This window comes from Mycobacterium sp., from assembly GCF_019243155.1.
In the GTDB taxonomy this organism is placed as follows: Bacteria; Actinomycetota; Actinomycetes; order Mycobacteriales; family Mycobacteriaceae; genus Mycobacterium.
The window spans coordinates 1-25,085 of record NZ_JAFAUS010000294.1; the positions used below are offsets into that span (position 1 = coordinate 1).

Below are 25,085 nucleotides of genomic sequence, written 5' to 3' on the forward strand. Positions count from 1 at the left end.
CAAAACGACGCCGCGCAGCTTGCTTGCCGATATTGTCGAGACGCCGAACCGGGGGTCGGTGCCCCCACTACATCCACCCGCGGGGGTTCTCCGGTTCGGCCCACTAGGTCGCACGCCGACCGAACTCTCCTCGCTGCGATCGGCGAAAAGCGAACGGGGGCTCACATTTCGAGCGCCCTAAGTGGCGGGCGTCTGCTCGATATCGGTCGGTCTAGTAGCGAACGATCGGTCCGGATAGAGCGATTGTCCGGTAGCCAGCGTGACCGCCCTCGGGGCGGCTACCCACGGCTGCTCTCCTGCCAGCCGCTGAGCAACCTCTTTCGCTTCTTCCAGCGACGACGGGAGGTAGCGACAAAGCTCTTCTTCGGCGTGGTCCGGTTTATCGGCCAATACCGTGTACAGCGACAGCAGCCACTGTCCATCACGCCGCATGTCAACGACGTAATGCCTTGTGCCCCGCCTCGCGTGATGCTCCGCCTGGGAATGTTGCGACCACTGAAGAGGGACGACCATACGGGCCTTTACCCGCGCTCGGCGAAAGCAAACCGCTGAGGCGCGACTTACCAACGGCGCCTCGATGTAATGACCACAGCCGATCGGACTAAGTGCGAACTCGTGTGACTGGGGCCGCGGTCGTCTGCGGTAAACGCCGCACTGCCGGACTCGGCTTGACTCCCTGACTAAGTTTGTGCCGGTGGGTGGTCGATGGCGATCAGTCTCTCCGCGAGGTCGGCGAGCTTGGTGTTCGATTGTTGCGAAAGTTTCTGCAGAAGTTCGAAGGCCGCCAAGGCGTTGATGTCAAAGCGCTCCATCAGGATTCCCTTGGCCTGACCGATGATGTCGCGACTGGCCAGGGCGCTTCGGAACTGCCGTTCGCGACGCATGGAGTTCCACGCCATCGACGTGTGTGCGGCGAATACCAATCCAATTTCTATGGACTCCTCGGTGAACACTCCGGCCCTCTCCGCCTGAAAGTTCAAGGCGCCCAACAGCTTGTCGTCATCAAATAGCCGGAATGAGAGGACGGAACGCACCGGCGTGCGCTCCAGCGCCATGTCGCGGTAGCGGGGCCAGCGGTCGTCGGTCGCCAGATCGTCGATCAGGATGGTGTGCTGGCTCCACGCCGCTGACAGGCAGGGGCCCTCTCGGACCTCGCGCTGAACGTCGTCGAGCATCTTCGGGAAATCGTGGGTGGCAGCCAGCGTGATCAGGTCGCCATCCTTTTCGACCGTGGTCACGCCCGCGTACTGGGCACCGGGAATGGAGACCACGTTGGTCTTGATGATTTCCAGCAATGCCGACTCGGGGTCGGTCTCGCCGCGCTTCAGCAACTCGTCGACCTGGCTGATCACCGTGTACAGATGCTGCCGCTCGACGGAGCCGTCGGCGGTAGGCCGTCGCAGCAGAGTCGATTCAAAGCTGTCGCCGTCGATTGTCATGGCCCCTCCCGTCCCGGACCCCGGCCCTGTTCGTTCTTCGGACGCGATGTCTCCACTATGCACGCGGGGTAGGCCTGCCAGGACGAATCTGATTTCCCGCGCAGCCCGCAGGTAAACCTTTGTGGCAACGGCGTCGGCGTCAACTACAGTCGCGGCAGGGTCTCGCGGAGGAGGTATCGGCGTGACCGACCCGCAAAATTCTTACTGGCAGAACCCGCTGAGTTACGACCCGCTGGGCCGCGAGCCTGCCGTTCCACCGACGACGGGGCCGCCCGCCTTCGCCACACCGCCGCCCGCACCACCGCGGCGCCCGCCCGTCAACGCGTTGGCGACCATGTCGTTGCTGTTCGCATTCGTGTTCGCGCCCGTGGGCGCGATTCTCGGACACCGAGGGCTGGCGCAGATCCGGCACACCGGCGAGCCGGGCCGGGAACGCGCGGTGGCGGGCGTGGTGCTGTCGTATGTGTTCATCACCCTCGCCGTCGTCGCCCTGGCCGTGTGGGCCGTCCTGCCTCTGTCCACGTCCACTCAGGCGGCCCAGTCCCCCACTTCCGCTGCGGCCCCGGCGCCCCCGCCGCCCGCCGTCGCGCCGGACTCCGTGCGCACGCTGTTGCCCGGGCTGGATGCACTCAAGAACATCGCGGATGATCAGAACCTCGAGGCCGGTGCGACGTGGGACAAGCCGGCCGCCTCTGACCAAGAGGGCGCCGTCGACCGTCCGGAATGCTGGGGCAGCATCGCACCCGGAACCCCGGACGCCTACACCGAGGACATCGCCGGCTATCGCGCGCAGGAATTCACCGACACCCGCACGTTTCTCAAGTCGATACAGATCATCGAGGGCGTCGCGGCATTCCGCGATCCCCCAACCGCCCAATCACAGCTGGCGCAATTGCTGGCGGGATGGCACCAATGCGGTGGCACGACCGTCAACGCGACGATGCCCAGCGGGCAGCCGATTCCGTTTTCCGTGGGCGTTCCCGCCGATGCCGGCAACGGGATCACCACGCTCGACCTGAATCCCAAAGGCATTCAGGTGCGCTCCACTCGCGCCATCGCGGCCAAGGCGAACGTCGTCGTCGACCTGCTGGTCTCCTCCCGCGGCACCGCGGACGCCGACCGGCCGCGGCTGGCGTCGGTGAGCATCGCGAACGACATCCTCGGCAAGATCCCGGGCTAGGGTGGGCGTAACGAGGGGGTGGGCTTGTGAAATATGTCGACGTCGACAGGGTGGGGCCGGTCAGTCGAATCGGCCTGGGCACTTGGCAGTTCGGGTCACGCGAATGGGGTTACGGCGAAGGCTATGCCGGCGGCGCCGCGCGCGACATCGTGCGCCGGGCCCGCGCCCTGGGGGTGACTCTGTTCGACACCGCCGAGGTGTACGGGCTGGGAAAGAGCGAGCGAATCCTCGGTGAGGCGCTCGGCGACGAACGCGCCGAGGTCGCGGTGGCCAGCAAGGTCTTCCCGGTCGCTCCCTTCCCCGCCGTGGTCAAGCAGCGCGAGCGCGCCAGCGCCCAGCGGCTGGGACTGGACCGCATCCCGCTGTACCAGGTCCACCAACCCAATCCGGTCGTCCCGGATTCGGTGATCATGCCGGGGATGCGGGAATTGCTCGACGGCGGCCAGATCGGGGCGGCGGGGGTTTCCAACTATTCGCTCGCGCGCTGGCGCAAGGCCGATGCGGCGCTCGGGCGGCCGGTCATCAGCAACCAGGTGCACTTTTCGCTCGCCCATGCCGGCGCACTGGCGGACCTGGTCCCCTTCGCCGAGCTGGAGAAGCGCATCATCATCGCCTACAGCCCGCTCGCGCAGGGACTGCTCGGTGGCAAGTACGGCCCGGACAACCGTCCCGGCGGCATTCGCGCGCTGAACAAGCTGTTCAGCACCGAGAACCTGCGCCGCGTCGAGCCGCTGCTGCAAACGCTGCGTGACGTCGCGGCCGAGGTCGACGCCAAACCGGCGCAGGTGGCGTTGGCCTGGCTGATCAGCCTGCCCGGCGTCGTCGCCATCCCCGGGGCCTCCAGCGTCGAGCAGCTCGAGTTCAACGTCGCGGCGGCCGACATCGAGTTGCCGACGAGTTCGCGCGACGCGCTCACCGACGCCGCGCGCGCCTTCAGGCCGACGTCATCCCGGCGCTTCGTGACCGACCTGGTCCGCGAGAAGCTGGGCCGGCAGTAGCCGATTTCGGGAGCTCAGGACTGCGCGGAGTCCGCGAAGGCCGCGGGGCTGGCCGATGCTCCCCTGGCCACCACCAGCGGCATCGACGTCGCGGAATCCACCCGCAGGATCGTGTGCACCACCTCGATGAGGTCCTCGATCGGCATCAACTTGCCCGGCATGCAGCCACGGGATGCCCACAGCGGGACGGCCTTCATGGCGAGGTCCATATCCCAGCCGATGTTCATGCCGGTTGCGCTGTCGCCCTCACCGCCGGCGCACTCCCCGACGATCAGGTTGGTGAATCCGATGTCGGGGTGCTCGGCGCGCCAGGCCTCCACGAGCCGTTCGAGGGCCGCCTTGCTGACGCCGTACGCTCCGAGACCCGGCCAGGGGGGCCCGAAGGTTCCGGCGTCGGATGCCAGGTAGATCACCTTGCCCGCGGACTCCGTCAAGTGCGGCATCGCCGCCGCCGTCACCAGCGCCGCGCCGATGACATTGGTGTCGAAGACGCTCCGCCACGTTTCCGCGTCGGTGTCGACCATCTTGACCAGCGGCCCGACGGCCGGGGTATAGACGAGGTTGTCGATGCCGCCCATCGCGTCGGCCGCCGCGTTGATCGCGGTCCGGCACGACGCCTCGTCGGTGACATCGCATTCGACGGCGATCGCTTTCGGGCCCGCGTCGTTGGCCGCGGCCTCGATGCGTTCTTTACGCCGGGCCAGCAGCGCAACCTGGTCGCCCCGCTGCGCGAGGCCGACACCTATGCAGCGTCCGAGACCACTTGACGCGCCAACCACCACTGTCCTTGACATATCCGCCCTTTCACGTCGCACACACCATGGGAGATGCTGTCGGCAAAAACCTACCTGATCGGTTATACGGGCTAAGCAGCCAGCGGGGTCGTGACCCCCTAAACCCGGATGACGGTGTTCTTGTCGCCGGACTTGGCCTGGTACATCGCCGCGTCCGCACGGGCCGTGATCGACGAAACCGGTTCTCCGGGAAGGGCAATCGTGGCACCGATGCTCAGGGTCGCGCAGATCGTCGTCTCGGACAGCTGAATCGGTTCCGCGGCACGGCAGCGGATCTTCTCGGCGATTTCGGCGACCTCGTCGATGTCGTGGACGCCGGGCAGCAGGATGAGTATCTCGTCGCCGCCCGTGCGGCCGACGGTGTCCCCTTGCCGGACGCTGGCGCGGATCCGGGCCGCCAAGGCCGCCAACACGGCGTCGCCGATGCCGTGTCCCCAGGTGTCGTTGATTTCCTTGAAGTAGTCGACGTCGCAGAACAGGACGCCGACGCCCGTTCCTGGGCGTCTTGGCTGCTCCAGGGCGGCCTCCAGCCGGCCGATGGCCTCGGCCCGGTTGACCAGTCCGGTGAGGGTGTCGAACCGGGCCAGCCGTTCGAGGCGCTGCTCCGCCTCGACCTGGTCGTCGACGATGCGCAGCGCCGCGATCAGCCCGTCGGTGTTGCCTTCGGCGTCTACGTAGGGCTTCCCGTGTCCGTGAATCCAGTGGTATTCCTCGTCGACGGCGCGGACCCGGAACCGGTGCAGGACCGCCTCGCCGCCGGCGATCCGCTGCAGCGCGGCCGCGAGAGTGTCCCGGTCGTCGGGGTGAATGCGGCGGCGAAGACCCGGGCCGATCCATCGGTCGGGCGGCCCTCCCAGCGCGGCCTCCACAGAGGGCGAGACCCACGCAACCTCGCCGCCGCGCAGGAGAACGACGATGTCGACCGCGTTGTCTGCCAGGATGCGATAGCGCGTCTCGGCGTCGGCATGTTCCTTGCTGACCAATTGCTTCTCGATCAGCAGCTTCTGTTCGCGCTGGCTGAAGTAGAACGTGACCGCCCCGACGATGACGGTGCCCAACAGGATCGAGAAGGTCCACTCAGCGTGCGCGCCCACACCGAGCGCCAGGAAGGCGGGCCTCGACAGTGCCACGACGATCGGGAACCCGCCGAGGATGCACACCAAGCGCACCAGGGACCGCCAGTCGGGCCGGTCGAGCAGCCAGCCGAGTGGGAACCGGTCAACCCTTGCCAGCGATATCGCGATGACGAGCAGCAGCAATGCCGACGCCGTCGAAACCGCCTCGCCCGCGGACGGCGTGACGCCCACCAGAGCCAAGGCGTCGAACAGGTAGGCGCCGACGGTGATGAACGGGATGGACCCGGCACCCGCCACGCAGATGGGCCAGGCCAGGCGGGTCCACCGATCGACGCGGATCAGCGCCGTGGCGACGGCCAGCAGCAGGATGGCCAATGAGGTCTGCGGGCTCGGGCGGCCCGGCGACGGCCATTGCCACATCCGGACCGTCTCGGCGAACCACATGCGGTCGAGACCGAATGCCGCACCGGTCGCGTGCTCCATGAGGATCGCGACGGTAAGGGCTGCAACCAGCACGGCGAGGCCGCGCCCGGCCCAGACGCGGGGGGGCGTGAGATGTCCCGATTGCAACAGGATCGCCGCACCAAGCGCCGCGAGCCAGACCGCGGTCCACGGCGTCATCGGCGGCCAGTCAGGGTAGATCCGCGTCAACGGCTCGGTGCGGGTTGCCCAGCCCAACCACGACGAGATGGTGACGGCGAAGACGATCAGTACCGCCCCGGTTCGATACCGGGCCACCTTTGCGTCCAGATGCGCGCCGGGGCCGGAGCTGTCCATCAGCTGCCCCTTCCCTTCCGGGCGGCGTCTGACACCGATGTCTGATAGCGACGCCGAGCGGTTCGGCGGCACGAATATTGTCTGCAAAAACTAACTGATATCGCGACATCAGCAAACGGGCCGGTCTGGTCTGGTGCCGGCTAGTCCAAAGGAATGGCTTGCAGAACCACGGCGGTGTGGGCGTCCACGGTGAACTTGTCCGTTGCGGACAGCTCAGCGTTCGGCGCCGCCTCCGCGATCTCGGTGTGCACCACGGTGCGCCAGTTGGCACCGAATTCCTTTGGTGGAAGGGTGAATTCGATTGGCTCATAGTGGGCGTTGAAGCACAGCAGGAACGAGTCGTCGACGAGCCGCTGCCCGCGCGCGTCACGGTCGGGAATGCCGTCGCCGTTGAGAAAGACCGCGACGGATTTTGCGAAACCGGCACCCCAGTCCTCGTCGGTCATCTCGGCACCCTCGGGGGTGAACCAGGAAATGTCGGGAAGGCCGCCCTGGCCGCGGCGGCCCACCGGCTTACCGGAGAAGAACCGGCGCCTGCGAAACACCGGATGATCGGCGCGCAATGCCGATACCGCGCGGGTGAACTCCAGCAGGGCCTCGTCGGCGTTGGCCCAATTGATCCAGGTGATCTCGTTGTCCTGGCAGTAGCCGTTGTTGTTGCCGTTCTGCGTGCGACCGATTTCATCGCCGTGGCAGAGCATCGGCACACCCTGCGACAACAGCAGCGTGGTGATGAAGTTGCGCTGCTGGCGACCACGCAACTCGTCGATTCCCGGGTCGTCGGTGGGCCCCTCTGCCCCACAGTTCCACGATCGGTTGTGGCTTTCGCCGTCGTTGTTGTCCTCGCCGTTGGCCTCGTTGTGCTTCTCGTTGTAGGACACCAGGTCGCGCAGGGTGAACCCGTCGTGCGCGGTGACGAAGTTGATCGAGGCCACCGGCCGCCGCGCCGTGTGCTCGTAGAGGTCGGCCGACCCCGACAGCCGGTAGGCGAACTCGTCGAGAGTGGCGGGCTCGCCGCGCCAGAAGTCGCGAACGGTGTCGCGGTACTTGCCGTTCCACTCGGTCCACTGCGGCGGGAAGTTGCCCACCTGGTAGCCGCCGGGCCCGACGTCCCACGGCTCGGCGATCAACTTGACCTGGCTGACGGTCGGATCCTGTTGCACGAGTTCGAAAAACGTCGCCAGCCGGTCCACGTCGTAGAACTCGCGGGCCAGCGTCGAGGCGAGGTCGAAGCGGAAGCCGTCGACGTGCATCTCGGTGACCCAGTACCGCAGCGAGTCCATGATCAGCTGCAGCGCGTGCGGATGCCCGACGTTGAGGCTGTTGCCGGTGCCCGTGTAGTCCATGTAGTACTGCTTGTCGTCGTCGACGAGCCGGTAGTAGGCGCCGTTGTCGATGCCGCGCATCGACAGCGTCGGGCCCATGTGATTGCCCTCGGCGGTGTGGTTGTAGACCACGTCGAGGATGACCTCGATGTCGGCCTCGTGCAGGGAGCGCACCATCGCCTTGAACTCCTGCACCTGCCCGCCCGGCGTGGCGGCGCTGGAGTACTTGAAGTCGGGCGCGAAAAAGCCAATCGTGTTGTAGCCCCAGTAGTTTGACAGCCCTTTCTCAATCAGGGTGGAGTCGTTGGCGAAGTGGTGCACCGGCATCAATTCGATAGCGGTGATCCCGAGGCTCTTGAGATGCTCGATGATCGCCGGGTGCGCCACCGCGCCGTACGTGCCACGCAGCGGTTCGGGGATGTCCGGATGCGTCTGTGTGAGGCCCTTGACGTGCGCCTCGTAGATGACCGTGTCCGCGTAATGGTGGTCCGGCGGGCGGTCGTTGCCCCAGTCGAAGTAGGGACTGATGACGACCGACTTGGGCATGCTGGCCGCCGAGTCGTCGTCGTTGCGGCTGTCCGGATCGCCGAAGTTGTAGGCGAATAAGGACTGATTCCACTCGAAGCTGCCGTCGATGGCCTTCGAATACGGGTCCACCAGCAGCTTGTTGGGGTTGCACCGCAGGCCCGCCTGCGGGTCGTACGGACCGTACACGCGGTAGCCGTAGCGCTGGCCCGGCTCGATGTTGGGTATGTAGGCGTGCCAGATGAATCCGTCGACCTCGGGAAGAGTGACGCGGCTTTCGGCGCCGTCGGCGTCGAACAGGCACAACTCCACCCGCTCGGCCACCTCACTGAAGACGGCGAAATTGGTGCCGGCGCCGTCGTACGTCGCGCCGAGGGGGTAGGCCTTACCCGGCCATACTTCGCCCGTAGGCGTGGGGGCAGGGGCCTCTGCGGAGGTCATGGCGCATTCAATACCCTGCGCTTGTGGCCGTCAAACGGCGGCACCGAGTTACCTTCCTGGTGAGACGCGGAAAAGCCTTGTGGCAGATACGATCACGGCTTGAGTATGACCTTCACCGCACCGTCCTGCTTCTTCTGGAAGATCTCATATGCATGCGGGGCCTGGTCGAGGGGCAGCACGTGCGTCGCGAAGTCGTCGACGCCCAGCGGGTCGTCGTCGGTCAGCAGCGGCATGATGTCGTCGACCCACTTCTTGACGTTGGCCTGCCCCATTCGCAGCGTCACCTGCTTGTCGAACAGGGTGAGCATCGGAAGCGGGTCGGCCATCCCGCCGTACACCCCGATCAGGGAGATCGTTCCGCCGCGCCGCACGATGTCGATGGCGGAGTACACGGCGCTGAGCCGATCCACGCCGGCCTTCTGCATGAGCGGTTTGGCAAGCGCGTCCGGCAACAAGCCGGCGGCCTGCTGTGCCAACTTCCCGGCCGGGGAACCGTGCGCCTCCATGCCCACCGCATCGATCACCGAATCGCTGCCCCGCCCGTCGGTGAGATCGCGTATCGCATCGCCGAGCGAGGAGTCCAGCCGCCCCAAATCGATGGTGTGAATGCCGCGTTTCGCGGCGCGGCCCAAACGCTCGGGCACCAGGTCGACCGCGAAGACGCGATATCCGAGGTGGTCGGCGATGCGCGCGGCCATGTCCCCGATGGGCCCCAAACCGAGCACGGTCACGGTGCCGCCCTTCGGGATATTGGCGTACGCGACCGACTGCCAGGCGGTCGGCAGCACGTCCGAGAGGTAGACGAACCGCGAATCCGGCGGGCCCACAGGCACTTTGATGTGGGTGAACTGGGCCTGCGGGACACGCAGCAGTTCGGCTTGCCCGCCGGGCACCTCGCCGTAGAGCTCCGAGTAGCCGAACAGCGCGGCTCCCATGCCCTGATCTCGCACCTGGGTGGTTTCGCACTGGGTGTAGAGCTGCTCGTCGCACATGTAGCAACGGCCACAAGAGATCTGGAATGGGATGACGACGCGGTCGCCGACCCGAAGGTCACCGGTGTCGGTGCCCACCTCGCGGACGATCCCCATCGGCTCGTGGCCGAGGACGTCCCCCGGGTTCATGAAAGCGCCGAGGATCTCGTAGAGGTGCAGGTCGGACCCGCAGATGTTGGTCGACGTGATTTCGACGATGGCGTCGGTGGGCTCTTTGATCTTCGGGTCGGCCACCGATTCGACCCGTACATCGCGTTTTCCGTGCCAAGTAACAGCCTTCATACGGATGGCTCATACCCGTCCCCTGCCCACCGAAACGGCGCGTGTTGAGCCGGTCCGCTGCGGGTATCACCCGAGGAGTGACTGATTCGGGACTTTTGATCGTGGGGAGCGGGCCGGCGGGAGTAGCCGCGGCGGAGTCCTTCCGCGAACACGACGCCGACACGCCGGTGCGAATCATCAGCGCGGACATCGATCCGCCCTATGCGCGACCGCCGTTGAGCAAGGAATACCTGCGCGGTAAGACCGACGATGTCGCCCTACACCCCATGGAGTGGTTCGACGAACGGTCGATCGAGCTCATAACGAACGTGCGGGTCGATCGGCTGGATCTCGCCGGACACGCGGTGTACGCCGGCAATCAGGGCCACGCCTTCGACACCTTGGTCCTGGCTTGTGGCGCGGCGCCGGTGCCACCACCGTTCCCCGGCGCCGATCGCGCCAAGTTGCTGCGCTCGCTGGCCGACGCGGCCGCGCTGCGCAATGCCGCCGAAAACGCGACCTCAGCAGTCGTGATCGGCTCCGGATTCATCGGCTGCGAGGCCGCGGCATCGTTGGCGCTACGCGGCATCCCGGTGACTTTGGTTGCCCCAGAACCACTTCCGCAGGCGAAGCGCCTTGGCAGCGCGGCTGCCGAACGGTTGCGGGACCTGGTCACGCAAGCGGGTGCGCGGCATGCCGGCGGTGCGACAGTGGAGGAAATCACCGAGGCCGGGGTGCGGCTGAGCAGCGGCGTCAGCATCGACTGCGACCTGGTGCTCGCCGCGACGGGGGTGGCTCCGCAGAGTCGCATCGCCGTCGACGCGGGTCTGCAGGTGCGTGATTCGCGGATCGTCGTCGGGTCGGACATGACCACCTCGGCGTCCGATGTGTATGCCGGCGGCGACGTCGCGCTGGCCCGGCACGAGGTCGCCGGACGCCATCTGGCGATCGAACACTGGCAGGACGCGGAGGACCAGGGCAAGATCGCTGGCGCCTGCGCGGCGGGCCAGCAGCTGAAATGGGATGGTGTGCCGGGGTTTTGGACCTCAATCGGCGACGCGACGGTGAAGTATCACGCGTGGGGGGACGGGTACGAAAGCAGCCGCCTGCTACAGCGTCCCGACGGGTTCACCGTGTGGTACGAGTCGGGCGGGGCGGCGGTCGGCGTGCTGACCTACAACGCCGACGATGATTACGACCTGGGCGAGCGGCTGATAAGCGAACGCAGGCCGGCCCCGGTGCCCATGGAATGACGGCTCAGCGGTCTTTTCGCTTGAGGGGATGCTCGCTGTCGATCAGCGCCTTCGCGATGTCGGCCAGCCGGATGTTCGACTGTTGCGAGAGGCGGCTCAGCAACTCGAAAGCCTCGACGGCATCGAGGTTGAACCGCTCCATCACGACGCCCTTGGCCTGACCGATGATGTCCCGCGACGCCAAGGCGCTACGGAATTGGTCCTGGCGGCGCATCATCGACCACGCCAGCGCGGTATGGGTGGCGAAAACGTCGCCCAGATCCACCGAGTCATTGGTGAATGCCCGCGGACGGTCGGCATAGAAGTTGAGCGCGGCCATGCTGCCGTGGCCCGCGAACAACTCGAAGGACAGGATCGAGCGGATCGGCGTCTGCTCGAGCGCGTGCCGTTGATAACGCGGCCAGCGTTCTTCGACGTTCAGATCGTGGATGTGCATGGTGTGGTGCTGCCACGCGGCCTCCAGGCACGGGCCTTCCCCGTATTGATTCTGGATGGCATCGAGCAGCATCGGATACCGGTGCGTGGACACCACATTGGTGACGGCCTTGCTCTTGTCGGCGAGGGTGATCCCCGCGTACTGACAGCCGGTCACATGCCGAACCCCGCTGTCGATCAGTTCGTGCAAACCAGCTGAGGTTTCGGTTTCGTCGCGTTCGAGATTTGCCACCAATTCCGTCAACCGGGCGACGACCGCGTTGTTACTCATCACATCCGGACCCCGATTCCTCCGCGGTTACGACGTCGAGTTCGGCGAGCCCACGCACAAACCTCAATCCTATGAGCCAAATAGCGAAGCGCAAGAGGACCGCTGACGAACGGGGGCTGTTCCGGGGCAAAGGGCGGCGAGTCGCAGATCTTCACCGACGAGCCTGAAAGCATTCGGCCGGCGGTGTAATGGCTTCGCAGCCAATCGCTTTCGCACTACCCGCTACCCGTGGGCTGTGCGGGCGATCCCCAAATCCCCGCACCCCGCCCTACACTCGAACGGGTGACCTCCATTGTGATCGTTGGTAGCGGATTCACCGGATTCACCTGCGCGCAGCGTCTGGCCCGAATTTTTCGCCGAAAGCACGCCTCGGTCGACATCACGATGATTTCCCCGGTCGATTACATGCTGTACACGCCGTTGCTGCCCGACGTCGCCGGCGGTGTCGTCGACGCCCGGTTCGTCGCGATCCCGCTGGCCAACTCCCTCAAAGGCGTGCACGCGGTGCGCGGCCGCGTGGATGGCGTCGACTTCGACCGGCGGACCCTGACGTATCGCGATCCGGAGGAACGCAGCCACCACATGTCCTGGGACCGGCTGGTACTCACCCCCGGATCGGTGACTCGGTTGTTCGACGTGCCCGGACTCGCGAGATTCGCACGGGGGTTGAAGACCACCGCCGAGGCGCTCTACCTACGAGACCACTTCGTCGAACAGCTGGAGCTGGCCAACATCGAAGACGACCCGAAGGTGGCCGCGGCCCGGCGCACCGTCGTCGTGGTCGGCGCGTCCTACTCGGGCACCGAACTGGTGGCGCAGCTGCGCGCGCTCGCCGACGCGGCGGCCAAACAAATGGGCTTCGACCGCAACGAGGTCCTGTTTCTGTTGCTCGATCTCGCGGAGCAGGTGATGCCCGAGGTCGGTGAGAAATTGGGGAAAGCCGCGATGAAGGTGCTACGGCGCCGCGGCATCGACGTCCGGCTCGGCATCACGCTCAAAGAAGCGCACGCCGATCATGTTGTGCTGAGCGATGACTCGCGTATCGACACGCACACGATCGCCTGGGTGACCGGCGTGACGGGCGCGCCGTTGATCCAAGATCTGGACCTGCCGACCGAAAAGGGCCGCCTCAAGGTCCAGCCCGATCTACAGGTGCCGGATCATCCCGATGTATTCGCGGCCGGCGACGCCGCCGCGGTTCCCGACCTGACCCAGCCGGGGAAGATCACGCCACCGACCGCCCAACACGCGACCCGGCAGGGCAAAGTGCTGGCCCGCAACGTGGCCGCCAGCCTCGGCTATGGCACCGTCAAGCAGTACAAGCACCGCAACCTCGGTCTGGTCGTCGACCTGGGGCCCCGCTACGCGGTGGCCAATCCGCTCAACATCCACTTGTCCGGCTTCCCCGCGAAAGTGGTGACCCGGTCCTATCACCTGTACGCGATTCCACGGCCGGTCAACCGGTGGGCGGTGTCGCTGGCCTACCTGACCGACACGCTGTTCGACCGGTCGGTCGTGTCGATCGGGTTGTCTTCCGAGGAGGACGCGCAATTCGCGGCCAGCGAAGGCATTCCGATGCCGAAAACGAGCTGACGCGCGAATCAGCCTTCGGCCGAACGCTGTGCGATCGCGTAGGCAAGCTGGAGGAAGTCCGCGCCGGCCAGCGCGGTGAAGACGCCCGCAATCAGGCGGGTGAACCTCGGCAGGAAGATCAGTCCGATGGCGAATCCCGTCGCGACCCACATGTCCAGGCAGAACGGACAGGTCAACAACTCCCCCAGGCTGTGACGAAGTTGGCTTTCCTCCCGGACTTCTTCCATGACCTCCGCGGGGCCGCCGGTGCCCGCGTAGTGAGTGAAGGGTGCGCGCAACGGACTCGTCACCGCGTCCTTGGTCAGCGTCCGCGAAAGCTTGTGGGTGCCCAGGGTTACCGTGACCAGGTCTTGTATCCGCCATCGGGTTGGCAACGTGCGCCCGGTGAGCAAAGCGGCCACCGCCGCCACAGCCACCACGACGCAGTAGACGGCCAGGACCGCCAGGTAGCCGCCCAGCGGGCGGGGATTGTCGCCGCGGTAGCTGTCCGCTTCGCGCCGTGCGCCGCCGACCACCGGGGCGGCCCCATCGGTGAATTCTTCCAGCGAATCTCTTGCAGCGGGCTTTCCAGGCATTCGCCGCGAATACCCGGTGCCAGTCGATGCAATCGACGGCCGTCGACTCAGCTGCTGTGCTCGCCGCTGTGTTGCGCGGTTTTGGCGGCCCTACGCAGGGTGCGGTTCGATGATTGCAAATCGGTGTTGGCCGCCGACAGCGTGGCGTTGTCATCTTCGAGGTTCAGGATGCGGGCGACGCCGGCCAGATTGATGCCGGCGTCGACCAGCTCGGCGATGCGCCTGAGCCGGGCCAGGTCGTCGGCGCTGTAACGACGGGTTCCACCGCCGCTGCGGGCCGGAGTGAGTAATCCGTAGCGCTCGTAAAGGCGCAGCGACTGCACCGGAACACCGGAAAGTTCGGCAGCCACGGAGATCCCATACACGCCATGATCAGGCGCCGGAGCACCGGAATCGTCGCGCTGGTCGGTCATTTCCGAATCTCCTCACCTTGTTCGTGCAGAAAACCTGTTTAGCACACTTGCGTCATTATGTCGACAGTGCTATACAAAACCTATGTCGTCAGACATAGGTTATTGCTCGACCACAACCATAGATTGGAGTAAGAGGTGACCGCCATGCTGATGCGTACCGATCCGTTCCGTGAACTCGACCGCTTCGCCCAGCAGGTACTAGGAACCGCCGCCAGGCCGGCAGTGATGCCGATGGACGCCTGGCGCGAAGGCGAAGAATTCATCGTCGAGTTCGACCTGCCGGGCATCGACGTCGACTCGCTGGACATCGACATCGAGCGCAACGTGGTGACCGTTCGCGCAGAGCGACCGGCCGTCGACCCCAACCGCGAGATGCTGTCCACCGAGAGGCCGCGGGGAGTCTTCAGTCGCCAACTGGTGCTCGGCGAGAACCTCGACACCGAAAGGATCGAGGCCGCCTACAGCGAAGGCGTTCTGCGCCTGCGCATTCCGGTGGCCGAGAGAGCCAAGCCCCGCAAGATCGCGGTCGGCCGCGGTGACGCGCACCATGCCATCAAAGAAAGCCCCTCGCAACGCGAGGTCATCAACGCCTGATCGACCGCCGGCCGGGCGGCGGCCGCACTGGTACGGAGTTCCGTGTCAACGCCGCAGCCACCGCCCGCCGGCCACTCAAATGCCTTTGTCCGCCGACTAGGGAGCGCGATGCACGATGAAGTGGTATCTCGACGGTCAAAAGGCCAATGTCGAACAAGCCCTGGCGAGTGGCGCCGCACAGCCGGCGGGCTGGTTTCGCTTCTACTTCACCGATCGGCGCTGGGAGTGGTCGGAAGCGGTGCAACGGATGCACGGGTATGAGCCCGGCAGCGTGACGCCGACGACCGAGTTGGTCCTGTCGCACAAGCACCCCGACGACCGCGGGCAGGTGGCGGCCACCATCGATCAAATCGTCAATACTCGCCAGGCGTTCAGCACTCGCCATCGGATCATCGCCACCGACGGTAAGGTCCGCCACGTCGTGGTCGTCGGCGACCGGCTGTTCGACGACGAAGGCGACGTGGTGGGAACGCACGGGTTCTACATCGACGTGTCCGCGCCTTCCGGACAGACGGACGAGGACATCGTCTCAGCGAAGCTCGCCGAGATCAGCGAGAACCGGGCCAGCATCGAGCAGGCCAAAGGCATGCTGATGCTCATCTACGGCATCACCGACACCGCGGCCTTCGAGTTACTCAAATGGCTCTCCCAGGAAGCGAACATCAAGTTACGGGCGCTTGCCGAACGGATCCGCGACGACTTCCAGAGCGCCGGCTTGGCCGCGAACACGCAGTCGGAATTCGACCATCTGTTGCTGACCGCGTATCGGCGCGTCCGCTCGGGCGTGGCTTGAGTCAGGACGCTCGACGCCAGACTTCGCCGGCCTCACGTAGCACCTGCGCGGGATCTGTAGAGGTGTCGATCACGTGGGCGGTTTGCCAGCCGCTGTGCCGAGCCGCGAGCGCTTCGGCTATCTCCGGAGTCACCTCCGAGTTTCCGGGTCGCCTCGTCACGATCCGGTCGGCGGCGACGTCGCCGCTCGTCGAGCACATGAGTTCGACCATCGCCGAATGCGTTTGCCCGGCAAGCCGACTGGCCCGCGCCCGCATCTCAGGATCTCGCCAGGTGCCGTCCAGGATCACCGATCGCCCATTGCCGAGTAGCAGACGCGCGCGGTGCAGAACGGCCTCGTAGACCGCCGCGACGTTATCGGGGCAGTAAAGTCCGGAATCCAGAACACCCGAGCCCCCGCTGATGACGCCGGAGTCCCGCAGTTCCCGGCGTATGTCGTCAGTCGAAATCACCTGCGCATCAAACGTTTCCGCGATACCACGCGCGACGGTCGACTTGCCGGTTCCCGGGTTTCCGCCGACGAGCGCCAATCGAACCGCGCCGTTTTGCAGGTGCTCGACGGCGATGGCGAGGTGGGAGGCCGCATCGTCGGCGGCCTCGGAGTTGCCCTGGGAGAAGCGAACACAGTCGACCTTCGCCCTGACTGTGGCGCGGTAGGCGATGTAGAAGTCGCGCAGCGTCACCGGGGCCAGATGCCCCGAGTGTTCGGCGTAGCGGTCACCGAAGTAGTCGGCGAAGTCTTTGCGTCCCAGGAACTCCAGATCCATCGTGAGAAAGGCCGCGTCATCGATGCAGTCGACGTAGCGAAGTGCGTCGTCGAACTCCAGGCAGTCCAGCAGCGCCGGCTTCCCGGCCACCCAGAAGATGTCGTCGGCAAGCAGGTCGCCGTGACCGTCGACGATGCACCTTTCGTCGATGCGCCTCGTGAACAGGGATCCACGCCCGCCGACGAATTCGGCAACCAGGTGCTCGATCCGCGATACCGATTCCGCGTCCAGCCCCGGAGTAGAGGGGGCGTACTCGCGGAGTTCGGACAGGTTGTCGCGCCAACGACACTCGATCGCTTCCACGTCGCCTTGGAGGTTGATCGCCTGACTGCGCTCCGCATCGCGGTGAAAGCGGGCCAGCACGTCGGCGACGGCGTCCAGCGCGTCTCGGACGGACTCGTCCGGGCCGCGGCGAACCATGGCAGCCAGCCGGTCGTCGTCGCGGTAGCGCCGCATGACGATTACCGGTTCATCCGGGCCGCCGGCGGGGTCACTGAGATAAGCCACCCCGAAGTAGCTTTCGGGTGACAGACGACTGTTGAGTTCGACTTCCCTGCAACACGCGCGTTCGCGTTGCTCCGGTGCGCGGAAGTCGAGAAAGCCGGTCCGCAGCGGCTTCTTCGCCTTGTATGCGCGGTCTCCGGCCAGCACCACGACGCCGGTGTGGGTTTCGTGAATGTCGAGGTAGGCCACGGCAGTACGGCGCAGCCTAAGCCGGTCGCGCGACGATCACCGGCATCCGGACCGAGTGAACGACGGCGTTGCTGACCGAGCCCAGCAATACCCCACTCAGGCCGCCTCGGCCATGACTGCCCACGACGACGAGTTGGGCGGACTCCGATTTCTCGATCAGCTGCCGGGCCGGCCGATCACAGACGAGCTCGCGACGCACGGTGACATCGGGATAGCGTTCCTGCCAGCCGGCCAGTTGTTCGGCCAGGCTCCGCTCGGCCTCCGATTTGACTGCGTCCCAATCCATCCCAGGGAGCTCGAACGCGTCCGCGTCGCTCCACGCGTGCAATGCCACCAGTTCCACCCCGCGGCGCGACGCCTCGTCGAAGGCCACGGCCGTCGCAAGATCGGATGCATGAGAACCGTCGATGCCTACGAGCACCGGCGCTTGCCGGGGGTTCGCCATCAGCGGATCTTCGTCGCGGATGACCGCGACCGGACAACGCGCGCTGCGGACCACACTAGAACTCACCGAACCCAGCAGGAGCCTCGCCAGCGCGCTGTGTCCATTGCTGCCGACCACAACCATGTCCGCCGCTTCGGACATCTCGACCAGCGCGGGAACCGGGGGCGCACAACGCAGCTCGCACCTGATCTCGATCTGCCGGTCCGACTTGACGGCGTCCTGCGCGATCTTGACCGCCTGCTCGACAACCCGCCGGCCCTGATCTTCCTGCCATACCGCGACGCCGGTCGACAACGGAATGGGATACATCGGCACGGCCGCGTTCATCAGGTGGACCACCGTCAGCGGGACGTGTCGCATTGCCGCGCTGCGGGCCGCCCAGCAGACGGCGGCGTTCGAGGCCGCCGATCCGTCGGCTCCGACGAGAATGCCGTGGTGATTCTCTTGTGGGGACACTGTTTTCTCCCTCCGTCTGGTGAAAACGCTACTGTCCTAACGACGGTCGGTCAGGGGGCTTTGGTCATCGCACCGATGGACAGGAGGCCCGCGTTACCCGGCCGCCCATTCCTTCGCGCGCTCAAGCTCATCGAGGCCGAAGATAGCGAGTTCGCCGGGGACCATCCAGGCCAGTGCATGCAGGACATGGGTGACCCAATCCTTGTCGGTCACTATCGCGATCCGCTTGATGGCCGAAAAGTGCGGCAAGACGGTGGTCAAGCCGAGCTTCAGGTCCTCGGCCAATCCACCGGGCCCGAAACCCTCGTAATCGGACGCGATGACCTCCACGATCCGGATCTCGCCTTGCGGTAAGCGCTCCTGAATCTCGGGCTTGAACACGCGCAGCTCGTCGCCTCGCAGCCGACCCGACACGTGGATGCCGATCACCCCGTCCGGCATGTCCGGCAGCAATTCGATCATCGGAGCTCCCCTTCCTGCTCGGCTTATGAAACACCAAACGGTCTCCTGCGCAACGCTATTGATCGATCAGCGGCGCGATCCAGTGCACCCGGGTACCGCCTTCCGGTGGGCTGGTGATTTCGCAGCTGCCACCGAGTCGTTGCGCGCGGCGATTCATGTTGGCCAACCCGCTGTGCCGCGAATTGTCCGCGGGTATGCCGCACCCGTTGTCGACGACATCAAGGATGAGCATGTCACCGACGCTGATTTCGACCGTCAGCCGTGTCGCGCCCGAATGCCGAAGGGCGTTGCTGACGGCTTCCGCGGTGACCGCTTCGGCATGGTCGGCAAGCTCACCGGCAACGGCGGTCATCGGCCCGTGCATGCGCACCGTGCTCACGATGTCACGGTCCACGGTGAGGTCGGCGACCACTTGTTGAATTCGATACCGGAATTCGCCGTTCTTATCGAACGGGGATTTCAGCTGGAAGATCGTCGTCCGGATCTCCTCGATGATGGTTTGGAGATCGTCGAGTGTGCGGCTGAGCCGGTCGGCCACCTCCGGGGAGTGCGACCGCGCCAGCGTCCCCTGCAAGTGCATGCCGGCGGCGAAGAGCCGTTGAATGACGTGGTCATGCAGGTCATGGGCGATGCGCTCGCGTTCGGCGAGGATGGTCAGCTGCCGCCCGTCCTCGCGGGCCGAGGCGAGCACGAGCGCTATTGCGGCGTGGGTCGCGAAATCGCTCACCAGATCGAGATAGCTCTCGTTGAAGGGCGGCTGATCGGCGCCGCGGGCGATCGCGATGACGCCGACGACTTCGTCGCGGGCGCGCAGCGGCATCACGATGGCCGGCCGCTGCCCGACGTCGGTGAAGGCCTGAATCGGGTAGCTCAATGCCTCGGTGATCAGCGGTTCACCGGACCGGAAGACCGAGCCGCTGGTGGAACCGTCGACCGGTACTCGTTGGCCGACCACCTCGTCGGCGTAGAGCCCCACGGCGGCTGACACCACCAGCGTGTCGACCTCGTCCGAGGCCAGGTCGGCGTCGGACGGAACCAGCACGATCGCCTGTTCGGCGTCGGTCAGCAGGCGGGCGCTCTCGGCGATCAGCTTCAGGGGCCGCCGGTGCGGGTCGGAGTTGGACAGCAGCGCCGTCGTGATCTCGCGGCTGGCTTCCATCCACTTGACCGACATTCGCTCACGTTCGAAGACCTGCGCGTTGTCGATGGCGACCGCGGCCGCGAATGCCAAAGCGCGAGCAGCGACTTCGTCCGACTCCGAGAACACCCGGGCCGGGCCGACGTGGGTGAGGTACAGGTTGCCGAACACAGTGCCCCGGACTGTGATCGGCACGGCGAGGAAGGCCCGCATTGCAGGATGGTGCTCGGGAAACCCGACGGCGGCCGAATGAGCGGTGAGATCGTCGAGCCGCAGCGCGGGCGTGTCCAGCAGCGACAGGCTCAGCAGGCCCTTGCCGACCGGCAGATCCCCGATGCACCCAACCGTATCTGCATCCATGCCGTCGTGCACGAACGAGATCAGGTTTCCTTCACGATCGCGGATGGCCAGGGCGCCGTAGGGCGCGGAAGTCAGTTCCCGCGCCGCGCCGATGATCCGGCGCAGGGTCGCGTCGAGGTCTAGGCTCGAACCGATTTCGACAATGACCCGAAGCAATTGCTCCATCTGGTCGCGGGATGCCAGCAACTCGTCGAGCTGCTCATGCATCCTGCTGACCAACCCACGTTTGCCGAGCCCAGCAAAAGCTGAGCTGCGTTCGTCGCCGGCCACCCGACCCGTTACCTCCACGAAACGACAGCCATGCGGCAGCCGGCGTTGCGAATGGGCACGTGTGCAACGGAGTTGCCTGCGGTCAGCCTAGTCGCATTCCGGCGACCGCCAAACCGGTGCGAGCCATTAGGCCTGCGGTGGCCAATCAGATGGAGTCTGTGTTTTCGCACCCGCCTGATTCGCCTGTTGATCCAATTTCGACGCGAATACCGCGGCTTGAGTCCGGCGTTCCATTCCGAGTTTCGCCAGCAATCGCGATACATAATTCTTCACCGTTTTCTCGGCGAGGAACATCCGCGACGCAATCTGCCTGTTGGTCAGACCCTCGCTGAGCAGGCTCAGCAGGGTGCGCTCCTGTTCGGTGAGGCCGGACAACGGGTCTTCGCGCTCGGCGGTGCCGCGCAGCTTCGCCATCAGCGCGGCGGCGGCCCGGTTGTCCAGCAGGGACTTGCCGGCGCCCACCTCCTTGATGGCGTGGGCCAGCTCCATGCCCTTGATGTCTTTGACGACGTAACCGCTGGCACCGGCCAGGATCGCCTCGAGCATCGCCTCGTCGGAGGTGAACGACGTCAGCATCAGGCAGCGCAGGTCGGGATGATCGGACACCAGGTCGCGGCACAACTCGATTCCGTTGCCATCCGGTAGCCGGACGTCGAGCACGGCGACGTCGGGCTGCAGGGCCGGAATCCGCGCCTTGGCTTCGGACACGGACCCGGCCTCGCCGACGATCTCGAGCTCAGGATCCGATGCCAGCAAATCGGCGAGACCGCGTCGCACGACTTCGTGGTCATCGACCAGGAAAACCTTCACCATTACGAGCCCTCCTGCCGGCCTTCCGGCCGGCGTACTGTCCCACGCCTCGATCATTGTCCGATTCATAATCGTCCTCTCACAAATGTTGCCGATTGACGATCAGCAGTGAGCAGTCGGCCTCTCGCAATGCGGAATTGTCAGCGACGGGCCCGATGAGTTCCGCTATCCGCCCACCATTGCGGGCATCGACGAAAACCATGTCCGCGGGAGCGGGTGCCGCCCCCCCGACCGCCCACAGCGCCGCCCGTATCGCCGCCCTGAACCATCGATGCCCACGACGATCGACGCGGGGGGGCGGCTCTGGCATGTCAATCGCGAACTACGAGAACCGAGCAGTCGGGGTAGCCGACGATCGGGTGACAGTTCGGGACGGCCAGTCCGGCCAGCTTGTCCGCGTCCGCGCTGCCCACCACCGCCAATTCGATTGCGCCGCCGGGCTTCTCAGCGCAGCCTAGCCCGGTCCCGGCGGCGACGGTCTGGACGGGGACGTCCGGATAGCGACGGATCCAGCTGCCCAGTCGCCGATCGATCTGGCGCACGGTGGCGTGGCGGCGGCGCCCTTCCTCCATCGCCTGATGCACGACTTCGTCGTTGTCCGGCTCGTCGTTGAGCACGACGGCCACCACACCAAGCTGCGTCGGCGACCCGTCGGGATTGGTGCGGATGACCGCGACCGGGCAGTGCGCACGCGCGACCAGGCCGGCGGCGGTCGGGCCCAGCAACCCGTCGGACGCCCATCCGCGCCGCGCGGTGCCCACGCAAACCAGGGCCGCCTCTTGGGACTGGTCGATCAGCACCTGCGCGGGATCCCCTGCCAGAACGGCCGTTTCGATCTCGACGAACTTACCCTCGCCGTGTGCGGCGCTCTGCACGGCGGACTCCGCCTGGCGCAGCGCGAGTTCGGCGCGTCCTAGCTCCCAGTCGGCCGCCCCGACGTCCGGGACCTCACGGTCGCCGATGACGTAGACGAGGCGCAGGGGCAGCTGCCGGCCCACCGCCTCGTCGATCGCCCACTTGGCGCCGTTGATCGCGGCCTGCGTGCCGTTGACTCCCACGACCACCGACTTCGCGTCCAGGACATTCATGTCGGCTCCTGACTATCGACCCCTAAGCAGCGGGGAACCTTCCATTCGACGAACTCCGAGAGCTCCCGTCGCGGTGTCGCCGGCAACGGGTCCGCGTTGATCGGTGCCCAGCCCACCCGGAGCAGCATCTGCGGATGGCTGCTGTCGCCGAAGACGTCGGAACGGACGGCCGCGCGCGTCTCGGGCATCTCCATCGGTTCGGTGACCGGGCAACTGGCCAAGCCCGTCGACGTCGCGGTGAGCAGCACGACGCTGGTCGCCTCACCGGCCCGCAGCTGCGCCACCCGATCGTCGTTGCGGGTTCCGAGTGCGAGCACCACGGCGTTGTCCTCGGACGGCGACGAGTCGGGCGCCATCGGCAGCGCCGCACCGGCGAACAACCGACTCGGAATCTTTGCCTCCGGGTCCGACACCGGCGCGTTGCGGGCCGGGACACCGGCCACCGAGAAGTACCGACCACTCCAGGCCGTGAGCTCGGCGAGATAGTCCCTGTTCAAATGCTCCCGAACGGATTGAGCGACGATCCCCCGCAGATTGTCGATGTCTTCGACGTGACACAGCGTCACCCCGTGACGCGCCGCTCGCGCCGCCATCAGCGCGACATCCCCGACGGGCACCGACCAGGAGCTGTAGTACCGCCGATCGGTCCGCCGTCGCGGTATCGCGGCGGCGAGCGAGATGTCCACGGCATCCGCGGGGTGCGGTGAAAGTTCGATCGTCGCAAGGTGACTCGGGTCGGACGGGTTCGGCAGCCGCGTGACCTTGGATCGCCACCCGACCGCTGCCAACGCTACGACGCAGTGATGCAGGGCCGCACCGCAGCTCAAAATCAGGTCTCGGCCCTCGGGATCGGTGTTCGGCAGTTGCCGGCTGACATCGGAGTACAGGTGCAGGCTCGCCGCACCGACCCGCCACCGCCACGGCTGGGTGTTATGCACCGAGGGCGCTCTCGACGCCAAATTCAGGACCGTCCGGACCGTGTCGTCGTCCGGGAAGCGGCTGTTCATAACGGTGCCCCCTTTGGTACTGCGTCGTAGTACCCACGAAAGCGCAAACGACGCCCACCGCACGAGGGCAGGACGGCACTAGCCCAAGGGACTTTGGGCTCCGTGCGGGGCGGACTCGTCCGTCGTGTCCGGCTTATCGGCCGGGGCGCCCTGGTGGCGGGCGGCCAGGGCACCCGCGATGGACGTCGCTGCGATCGTCAGCAAGGAACCGAACATCAACGCCGACGCTTCGCCCGCGGCGAGCAGGTGCTGCTGGGTGCCGATGGTGGCCGCGGCGACCGCGACGCCGAGCTGGGTGGACGACATCACTCCGAAGGTGAACGGCTGGCCGAGCAGTCGTCCCCCGCAGTGCGCCAGCACCCCGCCCAACCCCAGGCCGACACCCAGCAGGATGAATTTCGGTTGCGAACCCAACTCACGCACCTGCAGCGAGGCGCCGAGCCAGACGAAGAACAGCGGGCTGAAGAACCCCTCGGTGATGCCGAACAACTGACGCGCCAACCGACGTGGTTCGCCGACCATCGCGATCACCAGACCTAATGCGAAGCCTGCCATCATGATCGACACATCCGTGGCGACGGCCAGCGTCGCCAGTCCGAACAACAGCAGCAGGTTGGTCCGCAGCTCCAGCGCCAGTTCGTTGTCGTGTGAATAGTGGTGCATGCGCTCACGCCAGCCCCTGCGGTCGACCGCGCGCAGCAGCACATAGAGCACCACCGCGCAGCCGGTGATCGCCAACCCGCCCAGCGCCGCCGTGGCGGCATGACGAAAGTCAATCACTAAGGGCAGCAACACGATACACGCCGCATTCGCGATGGCGATCTGCGCGGTGACCGATAGCACCTGCGGCCCGCGCAATCGCAGTGAATCGATCATCGGCAGCGCCATCGCCGCCGACGACGAGGCCATCACCACCCCGTAGAGCGCCGCGTGCCCAGTGCCGAACGCCGCCGCCAACCCGTAGCCGAGCACCGCCGCGACGGCGCCCGCCAGCACCGCACGCGCCAACGCCATCGGCACCGCCGCGCGCATGGCGGGATCGCGGACCGGAACATGGCTGCCCACGACGAACATCACCAGCGCGAAGCCGATGTTCGCGAACAACTGAAACGTCGGGTTGGTGTCGTCGACAAGGCCGAAGCCGGTCCTGCCGATGACGATTCCGGCGATCAACTCACCGACGATCACGGGTATCCGCAAGCGCGGAACCGCGGCCAACAGCGGACCGGCAAATCCCACCGCGGTCAATAGGGCAAGCGTGTTGAAGCTAAATCCGTGCACCACGCAATTTTGCAGTTCCCGCGGTCAAAATCGGTGGATCAACGCCCCGCTAGTCGCTCAGGCGTCAATCACGACGCGACCGCTTTTCGCCCGCGAAACGCAGACCAGCATCTCGTCGTCGCCCTCACCGGCGCGGCCCCGGCGATCGACCTCGCCCGCCAGCACCTTGACCTTGCAGGTTCCGCAGAACCCCTGCTGGCACGAATACGGCGTTGTCGGGTCGCGGTCGAGCATCGCACCCAGTGCGGAGCGGTTCGACGGCACGTCGAGGACCCGCTGTGAACGTGCGAGCTCGAGCTCGAATGCAACGCCGTCGACGACCGGCGGCGGCGCGAATCGTTCGTAGTGCAGCGGTGCGTTCGCGTGCTCGTCGCGCACCGTGCGCACCGACTCGAGCATGCCGCTCGGGCCGCACACGTAGACAGACGTCGCCGGCCCGGCACCGGCGAGAAGCTGTGCGGCGGTAGCGATTTGGCCCCGCTCGTCGTCGGCCCACACCGTGACCCGGTCCGGGGCGACGGCGACCACCTCGTCCAGCAGCGGCATGTAATCGCGGCTGCGCCCGGCATAGACT

The 25,085-nt window shown here is 66.1% G+C and carries 24 protein-coding genes; 6 read left to right on the forward strand and 18 right to left on the reverse strand.

Annotated features, from left to right (window positions below):
* Window positions 1-177: 177 nt before the first annotated feature.
* A complete protein-coding gene (locus JOZ00_RS14515) occupies window positions 178-432 on the reverse strand; it encodes a hypothetical protein (RefSeq protein WP_293344649.1) in 255 nt (84 codons plus the stop codon).
* Between the two features lie 248 nt (window positions 433-680).
* A complete protein-coding gene (locus JOZ00_RS14520) occupies window positions 681-1,439 on the reverse strand; it encodes a GAF and ANTAR domain-containing protein (protein WP_293344650.1) in 759 nt (252 codons plus the stop codon).
* A 181-nt stretch (window positions 1,440-1,620) separates the two neighbouring features.
* Here JOZ00_RS14520 and JOZ00_RS14525 point away from each other — a divergent pair, with 181 nt between their 5' ends.
* Window positions 1,621-2,619: a sensor domain-containing protein gene (locus JOZ00_RS14525; RefSeq protein ID WP_293344651.1), complete on the forward strand. Its 999-nt coding sequence runs from the start codon at window positions 1,621-1,623 to the stop codon at window positions 2,617-2,619.
* A gap of 26 nt (window positions 2,620-2,645) precedes the next feature.
* Entirely contained in the window at window positions 2,646-3,617 is a 972-nt protein-coding gene (locus JOZ00_RS14530) for an aldo/keto reductase (RefSeq protein ID WP_293344652.1), read from the forward strand.
* A gap of 14 nt (window positions 3,618-3,631) precedes the next feature.
* On the opposite strand, the gene JOZ00_RS14535 is transcribed toward JOZ00_RS14530, so the two are convergent.
* The 4 genes from JOZ00_RS14535 to JOZ00_RS14550 all read right to left on the reverse strand — a co-directional run bounded on the left by JOZ00_RS14535 (window position 3,632) and on the right by JOZ00_RS14550 (window position 9,829).
* Entirely contained in the window at window positions 3,632-4,399 is a 768-nt protein-coding gene (locus JOZ00_RS14535; protein WP_293344674.1) for an SDR family oxidoreductase, read from the reverse strand.
* Window positions 4,400-4,509: 110 nt separating this feature from the next.
* A complete protein-coding gene (locus JOZ00_RS14540) occupies window positions 4,510-6,264 on the reverse strand; it encodes a sensor domain-containing diguanylate cyclase (protein ID WP_293344653.1) in 1,755 nt (584 codons plus the stop codon).
* A gap of 140 nt (window positions 6,265-6,404) precedes the next feature.
* Window positions 6,405-8,555, reverse strand: coding sequence for a glycogen debranching protein GlgX (gene glgX, locus JOZ00_RS14545; protein WP_293344654.1), 2,151 nt, complete (start codon window positions 8,553-8,555; stop codon window positions 6,405-6,407).
* Between the two features lie 92 nt (window positions 8,556-8,647).
* The gene (locus tag JOZ00_RS14550) at window positions 8,648-9,829 is read right to left on the reverse strand and encodes a zinc-dependent alcohol dehydrogenase (protein ID WP_293344655.1); all 1,182 of its coding nucleotides are present in this window, start codon (window positions 9,827-9,829) and stop codon (window positions 8,648-8,650) included.
* A 77-nt stretch (window positions 9,830-9,906) separates the two neighbouring features.
* On the opposite strand from JOZ00_RS14550, the gene JOZ00_RS14555 reads away from it, so the two are divergent.
* Window positions 9,907-11,061 carry an FAD/NAD(P)-binding oxidoreductase gene (locus tag JOZ00_RS14555; protein WP_293344656.1) on the forward strand — a complete coding sequence of 385 codons (1,155 nt, stop codon included), beginning with the start codon at window positions 9,907-9,909 and terminating at the stop codon, window positions 11,059-11,061.
* 4 nt (window positions 11,062-11,065) lie between these two features.
* On the opposite strand, the gene JOZ00_RS14560 is transcribed toward JOZ00_RS14555, so the two are convergent.
* Window positions 11,066-11,767, reverse strand: a complete 702-nt coding sequence (locus tag JOZ00_RS14560) for a GAF and ANTAR domain-containing protein (RefSeq protein WP_293344657.1) — start codon at window positions 11,765-11,767, stop codon at window positions 11,066-11,068.
* A 282-nt stretch (window positions 11,768-12,049) separates the two neighbouring features.
* Between JOZ00_RS14560 and JOZ00_RS14565 the strand changes: the two genes are divergently transcribed.
* The gene (locus JOZ00_RS14565) at window positions 12,050-13,360 is read left to right on the forward strand and encodes an NAD(P)/FAD-dependent oxidoreductase (protein ID WP_293344658.1); all 1,311 of its coding nucleotides are present in this window, start codon (window positions 12,050-12,052) and stop codon (window positions 13,358-13,360) included.
* Window positions 13,361-13,368: 8 nt separating this feature from the next.
* Here the strand turns inward: JOZ00_RS14565 and JOZ00_RS14570 are convergent, their stop codons facing one another.
* Together JOZ00_RS14570 and JOZ00_RS14575 are read right to left on the reverse strand one after the other, a co-directional pair.
* A complete protein-coding gene (locus tag JOZ00_RS14570; protein ID WP_293344659.1) occupies window positions 13,369-13,935 on the reverse strand; it encodes a DUF1360 domain-containing protein in 567 nt (188 codons plus the stop codon).
* Window positions 13,936-13,982: 47 nt separating this feature from the next.
* Window positions 13,983-14,348: a helix-turn-helix transcriptional regulator gene (locus JOZ00_RS14575; RefSeq protein ID WP_293344660.1), complete on the reverse strand. Its 366-nt coding sequence runs from the start codon at window positions 14,346-14,348 to the stop codon at window positions 13,983-13,985.
* A gap of 144 nt (window positions 14,349-14,492) precedes the next feature.
* Between JOZ00_RS14575 and JOZ00_RS14580 the strand changes: the two genes are divergently transcribed.
* Together JOZ00_RS14580 and JOZ00_RS14585 are read left to right on the forward strand one after the other, a co-directional pair.
* Complete coding sequence (locus JOZ00_RS14580) at window positions 14,493-14,942, forward strand: Hsp20 family protein (RefSeq protein ID WP_293344676.1); 450 nt, start codon at window positions 14,493-14,495, stop codon at window positions 14,940-14,942.
* 115 nt (window positions 14,943-15,057) lie between these two features.
* Window positions 15,058-15,735 carry a PAS and ANTAR domain-containing protein gene (locus JOZ00_RS14585; protein ID WP_293344661.1) on the forward strand — a complete coding sequence of 226 codons (678 nt, stop codon included), beginning with the start codon at window positions 15,058-15,060 and terminating at the stop codon, window positions 15,733-15,735.
* 1 nt (window position 15,736) lies between these two features.
* Here the strand turns inward: JOZ00_RS14585 and JOZ00_RS14590 are convergent, their stop codons facing one another.
* From JOZ00_RS14590 to JOZ00_RS14630, 9 genes are all read right to left on the reverse strand, one after another.
* A complete protein-coding gene (locus JOZ00_RS14590; protein ID WP_293344662.1) occupies window positions 15,737-17,194 on the reverse strand; it encodes a bifunctional aminoglycoside phosphotransferase/ATP-binding protein in 1,458 nt (485 codons plus the stop codon).
* A 16-nt stretch (window positions 17,195-17,210) separates the two neighbouring features.
* On the reverse strand, window positions 17,211-18,095 hold the full coding sequence (locus tag JOZ00_RS14595) for a universal stress protein (protein WP_293344663.1): 885 nt from the start codon (window positions 18,093-18,095) through the stop codon (window positions 17,211-17,213).
* Window positions 18,096-18,188: 93 nt separating this feature from the next.
* Window positions 18,189-18,557, reverse strand: a complete 369-nt coding sequence (locus JOZ00_RS14600) for an STAS/SEC14 domain-containing protein (protein WP_293344664.1) — start codon at window positions 18,555-18,557, stop codon at window positions 18,189-18,191.
* Window positions 18,558-18,612: 55 nt separating this feature from the next.
* Window positions 18,613-20,262, reverse strand: coding sequence for a GAF domain-containing sensor histidine kinase (locus tag JOZ00_RS14605; RefSeq protein ID WP_293344678.1), 1,650 nt, complete (start codon window positions 20,260-20,262; stop codon window positions 18,613-18,615).
* Window positions 20,263-20,451: 189 nt separating this feature from the next.
* Window positions 20,452-21,138 (reverse strand): response regulator transcription factor, encoded by a 687-nt coding sequence (locus tag JOZ00_RS14610; protein ID WP_293344665.1) that lies wholly within the window; start codon window positions 21,136-21,138, stop codon window positions 20,452-20,454.
* A 308-nt stretch (window positions 21,139-21,446) separates the two neighbouring features.
* Complete coding sequence (locus tag JOZ00_RS14615) at window positions 21,447-22,223, reverse strand: universal stress protein (RefSeq protein ID WP_293344666.1); 777 nt, start codon at window positions 22,221-22,223, stop codon at window positions 21,447-21,449.
* On the reverse strand, window positions 22,220-23,230 hold the full coding sequence (locus tag JOZ00_RS14620) for an NAD(P)H nitroreductase (RefSeq protein WP_293344668.1): 1,011 nt from the start codon (window positions 23,228-23,230) through the stop codon (window positions 22,220-22,222). The genes JOZ00_RS14615 and JOZ00_RS14620 overlap by 4 nt, the downstream gene beginning before the upstream one ends.
* A gap of 78 nt (window positions 23,231-23,308) precedes the next feature.
* On the reverse strand, window positions 23,309-24,511 hold the full coding sequence (locus tag JOZ00_RS14625; RefSeq protein ID WP_293344670.1) for a cation:proton antiporter: 1,203 nt from the start codon (window positions 24,509-24,511) through the stop codon (window positions 23,309-23,311).
* 57 nt (window positions 24,512-24,568) lie between these two features.
* Window positions 24,569-25,085, reverse strand: a 517-nt coding sequence (locus tag JOZ00_RS14630; protein ID WP_293344672.1) for an iron-sulfur cluster-binding domain-containing protein, incomplete at its 5' end; no start/stop codon positions are given.